Source organism: Microcoleus sp. LAD1_D3 (assembly GCF_036702135.1).
Classification (GTDB): Bacteria; Cyanobacteriota; Cyanobacteriia; order Cyanobacteriales; family Microcoleaceae; genus Microcoleus.
This window is the reverse complement of sequence record NZ_JAUBSB010000004.1, coordinates 23317-35811: the sequence shown is the minus strand read 5'-3', so window position 1 is coordinate 35811 and position 12495 is coordinate 23317. Positions and strand designations below refer to the sequence as shown.

Here is a 12495-nt window from a genome sequence, read left to right as displayed (position 1 = left end):
TACTTGTGACAACATCGACACAGCAGTTTATATTTGGAGAGTAATTGATGTCAGGTAGCGAAGTTCGTGCAGACTTTTGGATGAGCGAGTACATTACCCCTTGGGATATTTACGTTCACGGCATCATCGCGGTGCTCGCTTACAAGAAAACAGCCTATCAAGAAATGTACGTAGTTCAGACCGGTACCTACGGCAAAGGCTTAGTTTTGGACGGCAAATGGCAATCTTGTACAGGCGACGAGTTTCTGTACCACGAACCCCTGGTGCACCCAGCCATGATTTGTCACGGCTCCCCCAAAAAAGTGCTAGTTCTCGGCGGCGGAGAAGGAGCTACAATTAGAGAAGTGCTGCGCTGGAAAACAGTTGAAAAAGTCGTGATGATCGATATTGACGGCGAAGTAGTAGAAGCTTGCCGCGAACACCTGCCAGAAATGCACCAAAACGCCTTTGACGACCCCCGCTGCGAAGTAGTAATCGGCGATGCTTTGGACTATTTAGACAACACAGACAAAGATTGGGATATTGTCATTTCTGACTTGTCCGATCCCATCGAAGAAGGCCCATCTTTCCAGTTGTTTACAAAGGAGTATTTTGAGAAAGTTCGCAACGTAATGTCGCCTAACGGATATTTCGTAGTGCAAGCGGGCCCCGTTTCTCCGGCTGAAATGAAAATGCACGCTCGCATTGTCAATACCCTGAAATCGGTTTTCCCCAACGTTCAATCCTGCACCAGCTTTATTTCTACTTACGGAGCTCCTTGGGGTTTTGCCGTAGCTTCAACTCAAGAAATAAATACGCGGCCCGAACCCGAAGTTACTGACAAATTACTCGCCGAGAAAACAACTGGCGGGTTGCGGATGTTCGACGGGATTACACTGTTGGGGTTGATGCAAGTTCCAGGTCACTTGCGGCAGGTAATCGCCGCAGAAACCGAAGTTTACACTATGGCAGCACCGCCTAAATTTTTCGGGAAAGGCTCTGTCAGTCAGTGAAGTTAAATTGAAAGAGAAAAGTCGTTTGGAGTAACTGAGATGGACAATTTAATTCGCATAGTCGCTGCAATTTTTCTTCCCCCGTTGGGCGTATTTTTGACTGTCGGCATCGGTACAGATTTTTGGATTAACCTGGTTCTCACGTTTTTGGGCTTTATTCCCGGCATCATTCACGCTGTTTGGGTGATTGCTAAGCACGATCGAGCTTAACTTGAAAGCAAATCGAGTTTTGGGATAATAAGCAGGCAAGAGAAAATAAACTTTCTTTTGCCTGTTTTCACCAATTAATCTGGATTAAACCTGCGTTCATCTGGGTTCATCTGCGGTTAAAAATAAAAAAATCTAATTCTTATGACAATTAGATTGCACCTCAATTTCTTCACACACCAATTCAGCAATTTTTTTCGCCGCACCCGATTCTCCTCGAACCGCACGCAAACGATCGCCCATTTGTGCTAATTTTTCAGGATGGCTCAAATAGTCGATCGCCAATTGAGCCACAGCATCCGGTTCCAGCTTCCCAATTAACTCCGGCACAATCTCTTCCTGTGCCCAAATATTCGGCCAAGCATAAAGCTTTCCCTTTCCCAATTGCCAGATTAGCCAATTAATCGCAGTCGCAAAAACTGAACCCACTAACGGCAAATTTGCCAGCAATCCCGGCAATCCGTCCCAAGCTCTCATCGCATCCAATTGCTGCGTCGGAATCAAAACAATCATCGGTACGGCTAACGAACCCAATTCGGCAGTATTCGCTCCCACAGTAGTTAAACACAGGCTGCATTCTGATAGCAAATCGTAGGCTGGTGTCTGCGTCCAAAGTTCTACTTGCAAGTTATTTGCTGTCTGCAAAAACGGCGTTTCTGTTAACTGAAGTTCGGCGCTGGCGTTTTCAAATAAATGCAGGCAAGGATTTTGTTCAGGGTCGGCAAAACGTGCTAGAGTTTGCACATCTATGGTAGGAGCAACGGGAATTACAAAGCGAGTTTCAGGGCGGATGCGGTGGATGGATTGGGCGATCGACAAACATAACGGTACACCTAAAGCTAATTTGGCCGCTTTAGAACCGGGCAACAATCCAATTAATTCTATTTTTGTACGAGGCAGAGCCTCTGGATATGCGTTTCCAGGAACAGCCTGGGAACGAGCTACTTCCGCAATTAAATCTCCTACAACTGTAAATTTATTAGCATATTTTGGTGGAATTATAGCAAAAACTTCGGGTTTCATCGCCGCAAATTTATCAATCCAGCGATACCACCGCGCGTCCCATTCAGCATAAATAACAGTGCGATATTGGAGTCTTTTGCCAATAACAACCGTAAAAAATTGATCGCCGCCTAAAAACAAAACAACTCCTGTTTCATACCAATCCCAATTTTCAGCAGTTTTGCCCCACAATAAGAATGGAAAAAAATGCTCCGGTGCTTGCACTCTGTCAACTTCTGGGTAGGAAGATGCGATTTGCGCTTCTTTCCCGGTGGCGTGCGGACAGGGGGACAGCACCACAGAGATTCGCGCTTGAGTGCCCGCGTTCCCCAATTCCTCGCGCAAAGCTTGGACGGCGGGACGTACCCAAGTTGCTAATTCTCCGGGGCCGTTGGAGAGGATTAAAATATCTACTGCCATAGGATTTAAGATTTGAGAGGATGCAACGGAGATTTTATGACAGATTTAATTAATGCCGTCAAGACGGGTGATGTTGCGGCTGTAGAAAGTGCGATCGAACAGCGTGCAGATATCAATGCTAAAGATGAGGAAGGCACGACGGCTTTGACGACTGCGGCTGAGGCTGGCAATTCGGCGATCGTCAAAAAATTGCTGGCGGCTGGTGCGGATGTCAACAGTCACGACAATGACGGGTGGACGCCGTTAATGAGTGCCGCTGCTGCCGGACATACGGAGATTGTACAGCTTTTGCTGGAGGTGGGAGCGGATGTGAATGCTAAAACTAATTTTGGTTTGACGGCTTTGATGAGTGCTGCAGGTAGCGGGCGCACTCAAGTTGTGGAATTTTTAATCGATAAAGGAGCGGATATCAAAGCGTATGATAATAATACTTGGACTGCCTTAATTTGGGCGTCTTCGGAGGGCCACAAAGATGCGGTTGAGGTTTTGAAGCTAGCGCGCGATCGCCATTAAAGACTTAGAAACCGGGTTTATTCGAGAAACCCGGTTTCTTGAGGGTACAATCAATTATCGCACCGACAGCAGCAATCAGGCACATCCCGAATAGCTGCGAGAATTCTATCCAAGTAAAAGTGTCCCAAAAGAAGATTCTGGTAATAAATTCAACTTGAGATTTCCGCCACCTTCAATAACTGCGATCGTGTCACCGCCGTTGGTTTGGATTGCTAAATCTCGATTATTGTTGGTGGCAATCAGAATGTAGGGATAGGAGAAATACCCTGTATACCCTCCGAGTTGAATACGATCCTGACCTTTGGTAAAGTTCTGAATTGTAGCAAAACCGGGCCCGATGTAGAACAGTTCGATGTCAATCCCGTGACGGCGCCCCGTAAAAATTGTGGCGAGCATGAATGTATCGCGGCCACTACTACCAATGAGAGTATCGAATTCATTACTGCCAATGAAAGTATCGAATTCATTACTGCCGTAACTTTCCGGCCAGAGCGTTATTGAGCCTGCCCTTCCTACTTCAACTCCAAATACTCTGACATTCCCCACCCCTACACCAGTGACGACATCATTGCCGGAAGTTCCGACAAAAGTCGCAGAGCGACTAGGCTCAAATTGCCCAAAATTAAAGTAGTGTTCCCTACCTGTTTTCAAAGCTCCAGAGTTGACCAACGGTACAATATCGCGGTTTTCCCTTAAGTATTCTGATTCAAAAAATGAAGTACCAAAACGGCCTTCTTTTGCCCCGAATTGAATAAAGTGGTTGTAGCCATTTTTAAAAGTTCCATTCTGAATAAACGGCACCACATCTTGGTTATTTGCTATGTAAAACGCTTCGTCATAGTCAGGTGACACGCGGGTGCGGCCTTCTTCGTAGCCCAACTGAATAAAGTGATCGATGCCAGACGCAAAAGGGGCGTTGGGATTGTTTGGGGTGCGAACCAGGGGAGCAATATCTGGATTTTGAGATAGATAGGTTTGTTCGTCAAAGTACCGCGATACTTGGGTCAGGCCGCCGGCTTGACCGAACTTTTCAAAGTGTTCTCTGCCGGATTTTATAATTCCTGCATCAATAGCAGGTTTCACCCAAGGATATTGCGCCAGGTAGTATGGTTCGTCAAAAATTGCGTAGTTAGCCATGTTTTTATACTACGGATTTAATGATTTTGATATTTAGAAACCAGGTTTCTGAAGCGTACAATTAATTAATAAAGTTGTTAACTTTGTGTCATGGTACTGTTCGATACTGGCACGATGAACACGGTTCTCGGTATTTGACAGCCGAAGCAAAAGCTGAGCCAGCAGAAGAACAACTAGATCGCTATCGACAGCAATTTGGCAACTGCTATAATCTGAGTTCAGTAGGGTGCGTTATTAACGCACCTACCATGTTAACTGAGAAAGAGATAACCGAGGTTCCGGTTATTTAAGGAATAGGTAGAAAGTGCCGTCCCCCTTTTGCTGAGTCGCAGAGAAAACTAAATTTCCTCCCCCCTCAATCCTACCAATTGTTTCAGATCCTGGGCTTAGGATTAACAACTCGTTACCACCACCACTTGTTCTGTAGGTAGCGGGTGAGCCTGCCAACTGGATCTTGTCATTGTCTTTATCAAAGTTCCGAATTGTAACTATACCGGTGATATCCGCATAGAGTGTACGGGATGTGGGATTACCGGAGGTAGCAGGAACTCCGAGTACGAATGTATCCTTCCCAGGGCCGCCGATCAGGACATCAGATTCATCACTTCCAAAGCTTTCATACTGCCGATTGCCTTGGGGATCGATACCTACTTCCACTCCAATCAGTTCGGTATTCCCCACACCAATGCCTGTGAGGATGTCATTGCCGGAAGTTCCGACAAAAGTAGCGGATCGGTTTGGCTCGTTTTTCCCGAAATTGAAGTAGTGTTCCCGACCGGTTTTCAAGGCTCCAGAGTTGACAAAGGGCACAATGTCGGGGTTTTCTTTTAAGTATTCCGGTTCAAAAAATGAAGTCCCAAAACGACCGTCTTTGAGTCCGAATTGAATGAAATGCTGGTAGCCTGATTTGAAAGTTCCGTTCTGAACGAACGATCGCAACTCTGAGTTATTTGCCAAATAAAACTCTTCGTTGTATTCAGGTGACACGCGGGTGCGACCCTGTTCGTAGCCCAACTGAATAAAGTGATCGATGCCAGAGGCAAAAGGCGCGTTTGCATTGTTTGGGGTGCGAAGCAGGGGAGCAATATCTTGATTTTGAGATAGATAGGTTTCTTCGTCAAAGTAACGCGATACTTTGGTCAGGCCGCCGGCTTGACCGAACTTTTCAAAGTGTTCTCTGCCGGATTTTATAATTCCTGCATCAATAGCAGGTTTCACCCAAGGATATTGCGAAAGGTAGTATGACTCGTCAAAAATTTCATAATTAGTCATAATTTTGGCTCCAAGCTTAGTCTGCTTACTTGTCGATTAAACTTGACCCACTATTACTAACTCTACTAACTAAGGATGTCAAGTTAATTATTGTTAAGCCAAATTTATTATTTTTTTTATGGCAAACACAACAGCACGATCGCCCATTTTGCGAATGTGCGATCGCACTCCCCAGCAGCAATCAGGCAAATCCTGAATACCTTCGAGATTTCTATCCAATAAGGGAAGATTGGAAAAAACTATCTTGTGCTAAGAGATTCAAACTGAGATTTCCGCCGCCTTCAATTACAGCAATTGTGTCAAGCCGACTGGTTGTGGGAATACCATTTGTAGAAGTTGGGAAGCCATTAGTTTGGATAGCTAAATCTTGATTATTGTTGATGGGAAATATCAATAATTGTTCTAAGGAAATCCTTGGAAGCTGGATGCTATCCTGACCTTGGGTAAAGTTCCGAATTGTAGCAAAACCCGGCCCGATGTAGAACGGGAACGTGTTAGGCGTCGGTCTACTACCCCCTATACCTCGAACTGTACCCGCCAACATAAATCTATCGCGACCGCTACCGCCAATCAGAGTATCGAATTCATCGCTGCCACCACCTCCATAGGGCCAGGTTCTGTCATTGCTTAAATCTAATTGAACTCCAAATATGTCAACATTTCCCACTCCGAAACTGGTGACGATATCATTGCCGGAAGTTCCCATAAAAGCTGCTCTGCGATCTGCTTCAAATTGCCCGAATTCTCGGTAGTGTTCTCCACCTGTTTTGAAAAATCCCGCCCTGACTGCTGCTGCTACATCACTGTTGCTATCCAAGTATATTCGCTCAACAAAGGTGTTCGCATAAAGACCTTCTTTGACTCCGAAGTTGACAAAGTGCTGAAATCCTGATTTAAAAGTTCCGTTCTCTACAAGCGGAGCCAGTATGGGGTATCGTTTTAAATAAAATGCTTCGTCATAGTCAGGCGATACTCGCGTTCGACCTTCTTCGTAACCGAACTGAATAAAGTGATCTAAGCCTGTAGCAAAAGGCGCATTTGGATTGTTGGGAGTGCGGACAAAGGGTTTAAGGTCTGGATTTCCCTCAAGGTAAGTATCTTCGTCAAAATACCGCGATATTTTTGTGAGGCCGGCGGCTTGACCGAATTTTTCAAAGTGTTCTCTTCCAGATTTGATGATTCCTGCATCAATGGCTGGTTTCAGCCACGGATATTGCGAAAGGTAGTATTGTTCGTCAAAGATATCGTAATTCATTGTTGCTCCTTTAAGAACGTAAAGTGCGATCGTACTTTTTTATATAACAATCGCCTACCACCAATAAAAAATCATTAGTCCTTAGCTAATGACTAATGACTAATGACTAATGACTAATAACTAATGACCAATGACTAACCAATTAAGAAAGTACCGTTACCGTTAGATTCTTGGAAACTCAAATTCAAACTTGCTCCTCCTTCAATCACGCCGAGCACGTCTCCAAAACGTTGGATTGACAAATTACTGCCAACGGGAATCAGGCTGTAGCCGTTTAATGAAGTTCCTTGCAGTTGGATAAAATCGCTTTCGATGTCGAAGTTGCGAATGGTAGCTTGACCGTTACCCAAATACAGCGGTGTCGGGCTAAAATTCCCGGCTGTAGCAGGAACTCCGAGTACGAATGTATTGGTTCCCGGAGCACCAATCAAGACATCGAATTCATTGGTGCCAAAGCTTTCATACTGTCGGTTGCGTTGCGAATCTAGACCTACTTCCACTCCCACGAGTTCGACATCCCCGACGCCAACACCAGTTAAAACATCGTTGCTGCGGCTGCCGACAAAAGTTGCATCGCGGGCAGGCTCAAATTGTCCAAAATTGAAGAAGTGTTCCCGGCCTGTTCTCAAGTTTCCAGAGTTGACAAACGGCACAATGTCGGGGTTTTCTTTTAAGTATTCCGGTTCAAAAAATGAAGTCCCAAACCGACCGTCTTGGATTCCGAATTTAATGAAATGGTCGAAGCCGGATTTGAAAGTTCCGTTCTGAACGAACGGTGCGACATCTGAGTTGTTTGCTAAATAAAAATTTTCGTTGTACTCAGGCGATACTTGGGTGCGGCGCTGTCCTTCATCGTAACCGAACTGGATAAAGTGATCGAGGCCGGTAGCAAAAGGTGCGTTTGGGTTGACTGTGCGGACGAAGGGTGCTAGGTCTGGATTCCCAGCAAGGTAAGCATTTTCGTCAAAATAACGCGATACTTTAGTTAGACCGCCGGCTTGACCAAATTTTTCAAAGTGTTCTCTCCCGGATTTGATTACTCCTGCATCAATCGCTGGTTTGATCCAAGGATATGAGGCCAGGTAGAATTGTTCGTCGAAAATTGCGTAGTTAGCCATGTTTCCCCCTTAAGGTTGGGATGAGTTTGAGAGTTTATAGCAATTAGCTTTCCATGAACTCGATCGCCGATCAGGAATTTACACAAAACAAACGTTATGAACTGGTGTTAAATTCCTGGTAAAATGTCAACTTTTTTGACTCAGCAATTATCCGCAGGCTACATTCTGCCTTCACAAATTATGCCTTTTTCCCCTCAGTTAATTGCTCGATCGCAAGTTTGATCAATTATACAAAACTTGGAACTTTTTTCAGGATTTCTTTCTCAATCGTTGGTTAATTTTTAATTATTTTTATCCAACTCATTAATCCTATACACATTAATATATATTTGTCAAGTTAATTTTTGTAAAGAAAAATTGGAGTATTTGCTCAAGGAATTTATAAAAAAATGTAACGAAAAGTTGACCTAAATTTGTCGAATTGTGTCATGTGCAGGCTCAAATCGCCTAATGGCAAGCGTTTTCTGGTAAAAATGCTTATGGGATAAAAAAATTCCCGATTCGCGAAAACAGCATCTTAAAGGAGCCTAACCGGATGTTCACTCACGTCAAGCCCACCATTCGCCACGTTGTGCCGGAAAACTTGCAGGGGCGATCGCTCATGAAGGTGGTCTATGTCGTACTGGAACCGCAGTATCAAAGCGCCCTGTCGGCAGCGGTTCGATCGATAAACCAGAAAAATCCGAATCTGGCAATAGAAATCAGTGGCTACCTGATCGAGGAACTCCGCAGCCCGGAAAATTACGAAGCCTTCAAGCGGGATGTGGCGGATGCCAATGTATTTATTGCTTCTCTAATTTTCATCGAAGATTTGGCAGAAAAAGTTGTAGCGGCGGTGGAACCGCTGCGCGACAGCTTGGATGTCGCCGTCGTCTTCCCGTCGATGCCAGGGGTGATGCGGCTCAATAAAATGGGCAGTTTCTCGATGGCACAGTTGGGACAAAGCAAAAGTGCGATCGGCGAATTCATGAAAAAACGGAAGGAAAAATCCGGGAGTTCCTTCCAAGACGGAATGCTGAAACTGCTGCAAACTTTGCCGAAAGTGCTGAAATATTTGCCCATCGACAAAGCCCAAGATGCACGCAACTTCATGCTGAGTTTCCAGTATTGGCTGGGGGGTTCCCAAGAAAACTTGGAAAACTTCTTGCTGATGCTGTCACATAAATATGTCTTCAAAGGTCAGTCACAGCCAACTTTCCAAGAACCGGTTGTCTACCCAGACATGGGGATTTGGCATCCTTTGGCATCGTCGATGTTTGAAGATGTAAAAGCATATCTGACCTGGTTTAATGCCCGTACAGATATTTCTGCCGATCTAAAAGATCCCCTCGCACCCTGCATTGGTTTAGTGTTGCAACGCACTCACTTAGTCACAGGAGATGACGCGCACTATGTAGCAATGGTGCAGGAATTGGAGGCAATGGGCGCGCGGGTTGTGCCGATTTTTGCCGGCGGTTTGGACTTCTCTAAACCTGTTGAGAATTTTTTCTTGGAAGTCGGGGCAAAAGGTGTTACACCTCTGCCGATTGTTGATGCGGTGGTTTCTCTGACTGGTTTTGCTTTGGTGGGCGGCCCGGCGAAACAAGATCACCCGAAGGCGATCGAATCTTTGAAAAAATTAAATTGCCCTTACATGGTGGCTTTGCCGCTGGTTTTCCAAACGACAGAAGAATGGGAAAATAGCGATTTAGGCTTGCACCCGATTCAAGTTGCGTTGCAAGTTGCCATTCCTGAGTTGGATGGTGCGATCGAACCGATTATTGTGTCGGGACGCGACGGCGCAACTGGAAAGGCGATCGCCCTACAAGACCGGATCGAAGCAATTTCCCAGCGCGCTATGAAATGGGCAATGCTGCGCCGCAAACCAAAATTAGATAAAAAAGTTGCGATCACAGTTTTCAGTTTTCCTCCCGATAAAGGCAACGTCGGAACAGCCGCTTACTTGGACGTTTTCGGCTCGATTTACGAAGTATTGAAAGCCTTAAAAGGTAACGGTTACGACTTGCCAGAATTGCCGGATTCCGCCGAGAAACTGATGCAAGAAGTCATTCATGACGCAACAGCCCAATACCAAAGTCCCGAATTAAATATTGCTTACCGGATGTCGGTAGCTGAATACGAAGAATTCACTCCTTATTCGGAACGGTTGCAAGAAAATTGGGGCCCGCCTCCGGGACATTTGAACAGCGACGGACAAAATTTGCTTATTTTTGGCAAACATTTTGGCAATGTGTTTATCGGAGTGCAACCTACTTTTGGATACGAAGGCGATCCGATGCGGTTGTTATTCTCTCGTTCTGCTAGCCCGCACCACGGTTTTGCTGCTTACTATACATATTTGGAGCGCATTTGGGGTGCGGATGCGGTGCTGCACTTTGGCACTCACGGTTCCCTGGAATTCATGCCCGGTAAGCAGATGGGGATGTCTGTCGATTGTTATCCTGACAGTTTGATCGGCAAGATTCCTAACCTCTATTATTACGCTGCTAATAATCCTAGTGAGGCAACAATTGCTAAGCGTCGCAGTTATGCTGAAACAATCAGTTATCTGACTCCTCCGGCTGAAAATGCTGGTTTGTACAAAGGTTTGCAGGAACTAAGCGAGTTAATTGCTTCTTATCAAACTTTGAAAGAGACTGGGCGCGGTGTGCCGATTGTGGATGCGATCGTCGAAAAATGCCGTTTGGTGAATTTGGATAAGGATATCGCCTTACCTCCCGAACAAGAACGAGGGGTTGCTGCGGATATGACTGCGGAGGAACGGGACAATTTAGTTGGCTTGGTTTACCGCAAGTTGATGGAGATTGAGTCGCGGTTGTTACCTTGCGGTTTGCACGTGATCGGTAAGCCACCGACTGCAGAAGAGGCGATCGCAACTTTGGTTAACATTGCCAATTTAGACCGGGAAGAAGACGGATTAGTCAGTTTGTCGCGGATTATTGCTCAAAGTTGCGATCGCAATATTGACGATATCTACACGAACAACGACAAAGGCATTTTAGCAGATGTTGAATTGCTGCAAAACATCACTTTAGCCTGTCGGGATGCCGTCACCGCTTTAGTGAAGGAACAAACCGATGCTGAGGGTCGAGTTTCCCTGGTTTCCAAGTTAAATTTCTTCAACATGGGCAAGAAAACACCTTGGATTGAATCCTTACACGCAGCGGGTTACAAAAAGGTCGATCCAGAACTGATTAAACCGCTGTTTGAGTATCTGGAATTCTGCTTGCAGCAAGTTTGTGCCGATAACGAATTGGGCGCATTATTGCGCGCGTTAGAGGGCGAATACATTATCCCCGGGCCAGGGGGCGATCCGATTCGCAACCCGGATGTTTTGCCGACTGGCAAGAATATGCACGCTTTGGACCCGCAGTCAATCCCTACAACGGGGGCGGTTAAGTCTGCTAAGGTTGTAGTCGATCGACTGTTAGAAAGACAGCGCGTTGATAACGGCGGAAATTACCCAGAAACGATCGCCGTTGTGTTGTGGGGAACCGACAACATCAAGACATACGGCGAATCCCTCGCCCAAGTAATGTGGATGGTGGGAGTGAAGCCAGTTCCCGACGCATTGGGCCGGGTAAACAAACTCGAATTGCTTTCTTTAGAAGAGTTGGGACGCCCTCGGATCGACGTAGTAATTAACTGTTCTGGCGTATTCCGCGACTTGTTCATCAACCAAATGAATTTGTTAGATAAAGCCGTGAAAATGGCAGCGGAAGCCGACGAACCCTTAGAGATGAACTTCGTCCGCAAACACGCCCTGAAGCAAGCGGAAGAAATGGGAATTAACCTGCGACAAGCAGCAACCCGCGTCTTTTCCAATGCTTCTGGTTCCTATTCATCTAACGTCAACTTGGCGGTGGAAAACAGCACTTGGGAAAGCGAAGCCGAGTTGCAGGAAATGTACTTAACTCGCAAATCCTTCGCCTTTTCTTCCGACAATCCGGGAACAATGGAACAAGACCGACAGATTTTTGAATCATCCTTGAAAACTGCGGAAGTCACCTTCCAAAACTTGGATTCGGCGGAGATTTCCCTAACCGACGTGTCGCACTATTTCGACTCTGATCCGACTAAATTGATCGGCAGTTTGCGCGCAGATGGGAAGAAACCGACATCCTTTGTTGCTGATACAACGACAGCCAACGCGCAGGTGCGGACGCTATCAGAAACCGTCCGTTTAGATTCGCGGACTAAGCTGCTGAATCCGAAGTGGTACGAGGGGATGTTGTCGCACGGCTATGAAGGCGTGCGGGAGATTTCTAAGCGTCTGGTGAATACGACTGGATGGAGTGCGACGGCGGGCGCTGTGGATAATTGGGTGTATGAGGATGTCAACACTACGTTTATCCAAGATGAGGAGATGCAGAAGCGTTTGCTGAATCTGAATCCTCATTCGTTCCGCAAGATTGTCAGCACTTTGCTTGAGGTGAATGGCCGGGGTTATTGGGAAACTTCCGAGAACAATTTGGATCGTTTGCGTGAACTTTATCAGGAGGTGGAAGACCGAATTGAGGGGGTAGAGTAAACATCCCAATTTCGGACAATCACCTTTAATCTGTAGGGACACAGCAAT

10 protein-coding genes are annotated in these 12495 nt (G+C 45.9%); 5 read left to right on the top strand and 5 right to left on the bottom strand.

Annotation, left to right across the window (positions count from 1 at the left end):
- Positions 1-47 precede the first annotated feature (47 nt).
- Both QUA74_RS03100 and QUA74_RS03095 read left to right on the top strand, forming a co-directional pair.
- Positions 48-992, top strand: a complete 945-nt coding sequence (locus tag QUA74_RS03100) for a fused MFS/spermidine synthase (protein WP_333324844.1) — start codon at positions 48-50, stop codon at positions 990-992.
- 39 nt (positions 993-1031) lie between these two features.
- Positions 1032-1202, top strand: a complete 171-nt coding sequence (locus QUA74_RS03095; RefSeq protein ID WP_333041499.1) for a YqaE/Pmp3 family membrane protein — start codon at positions 1032-1034, stop codon at positions 1200-1202.
- A gap of 132 nt (positions 1203-1334) precedes the next feature.
- Here QUA74_RS03095 and QUA74_RS03090 read toward each other — a convergent pair whose 3' ends face one another.
- Entirely contained in the window at positions 1335-2621 is a 1287-nt protein-coding gene (locus QUA74_RS03090) for a lipid-A-disaccharide synthase (RefSeq protein ID WP_333324842.1), read from the bottom strand.
- A gap of 36 nt (positions 2622-2657) precedes the next feature.
- On the opposite strand from QUA74_RS03090, the gene QUA74_RS03085 reads away from it, so the two are divergent.
- Complete coding sequence (locus tag QUA74_RS03085; RefSeq protein WP_333324840.1) at positions 2658-3134, top strand: ankyrin repeat domain-containing protein; 477 nt, start codon at positions 2658-2660, stop codon at positions 3132-3134.
- A gap of 105 nt (positions 3135-3239) precedes the next feature.
- Here QUA74_RS03085 and QUA74_RS03080 read toward each other — a convergent pair whose 3' ends face one another.
- Positions 3240-4271, bottom strand: a complete 1032-nt coding sequence (locus tag QUA74_RS03080; protein WP_333324838.1) for a calcium-binding protein — start codon at positions 4269-4271, stop codon at positions 3240-3242.
- Positions 4272-4345: 74 nt separating this feature from the next.
- Here QUA74_RS03080 and QUA74_RS03075 point away from each other — a divergent pair, with 74 nt between their 5' ends.
- Complete coding sequence (locus QUA74_RS03075; RefSeq protein ID WP_333324837.1) at positions 4346-4561, top strand: hypothetical protein; 216 nt, start codon at positions 4346-4348, stop codon at positions 4559-4561.
- Here the strand turns inward: QUA74_RS03075 and QUA74_RS03070 are convergent.
- The 3 genes from QUA74_RS03070 to QUA74_RS03060 all read right to left on the bottom strand — a co-directional run bounded on the left by QUA74_RS03070 (position 4554) and on the right by QUA74_RS03060 (position 7916).
- Complete coding sequence (locus QUA74_RS03070) at positions 4554-5543, bottom strand: calcium-binding protein (protein WP_333324835.1); 990 nt, start codon at positions 5541-5543, stop codon at positions 4554-4556. The two genes, QUA74_RS03075 and QUA74_RS03070, sit on opposite strands and share 8 nt — an antisense overlap.
- Positions 5544-5754: 211 nt before the next feature.
- Positions 5755-6798, bottom strand: coding sequence for a calcium-binding protein (locus QUA74_RS03065; RefSeq protein WP_333324833.1), 1044 nt, complete (start codon positions 6796-6798; stop codon positions 5755-5757).
- Positions 6799-6932: 134 nt separating this feature from the next.
- Entirely contained in the window at positions 6933-7916 is a 984-nt protein-coding gene (locus tag QUA74_RS03060; protein WP_333324831.1) for a calcium-binding protein, read from the bottom strand.
- A gap of 535 nt (positions 7917-8451) precedes the next feature.
- Here QUA74_RS03060 and QUA74_RS03055 point away from each other — a divergent pair.
- Positions 8452-12447, top strand: coding sequence for a magnesium chelatase subunit H (locus QUA74_RS03055; protein ID WP_333324829.1), 3996 nt, complete (start codon positions 8452-8454; stop codon positions 12445-12447).
- The last annotated feature ends 48 nt before the right edge of the window (positions 12448-12495 follow it).